Source organism: Pseudomonas sp. EL_65y_Pfl1_R83, from assembly GCF_963970695.1.
In the GTDB taxonomy this organism is placed as follows: Bacteria; Pseudomonadota; Gammaproteobacteria; order Pseudomonadales; family Pseudomonadaceae; genus Aquipseudomonas; species Aquipseudomonas tritici.
The window spans coordinates 1-656 of the sequence record NZ_CAXAQI010000102.1; the positions used below are offsets into that span (position 1 = coordinate 1).

1 protein-coding gene is annotated in these 656 nt (G+C 65.7%); it reads left to right on the forward strand.

What is annotated here, in order from left to right; translation table 11 throughout:
- Positions 1-656: TonB-dependent siderophore receptor (locus tag AACY08_RS27850; protein ID WP_339472317.1), on the forward strand; the 656-nt coding region annotated here is incomplete at both ends.

Below are 656 nucleotides of genomic sequence, written 5' to 3' on the forward strand. Positions count from 1 at the left end.
TGCACCTCACCGGGGGCCTGCGCTACACGATCCTCAAGTTCCGCGAGGACAGCAACATCGGCGTGGCCAACAACGACACCTACCACCATGTATCGCCCCGGATCGGCGCGACCTTTGATCTCGCGCCCGGCGTTGCGATCTTCGCAGGCTATGCGACCGCGTTTCGTGCCGCGTTCGGCTTCGTCGGCGTGGCCGTTCCCAAACCCGAGACATCGCGCAACGTCGAGGGCGGGCTGAAGCTGGCGATGCCCAAGGCTCACCTGTCGGGAACGATCTCGGTCTTCGACCAAATCCGCGACAATGTGGCGACGGCAGATCCGAACAATCTCGGGTTCAACATCCAGACCGGCCGGCAACGGGCGCGCGGGGTAGAAGCGGACATCGTCTGGGAGCCGTCACCGGCCTTCTCGCTGCTGGCCACCTACGCCCATACCGCTACCAAGGTGACGGCGGACAATACGATCCCGGTCGGCAGTGAGCTGACGCGCGTGCCCAAGAATAGTGGTCGCATCGCCGCGCGCTACCGGGTGCTGAACGGTCCGGCCAAAGGCCTGTCCTTCGGCGCGGGCGTCACCGCGCTCAGCGCGCGGCAACTCACGCTGCCCAATACGATCAGCGTGCCGGGCTATGCGGTGATCGACGCGCAGGCCGCCTAT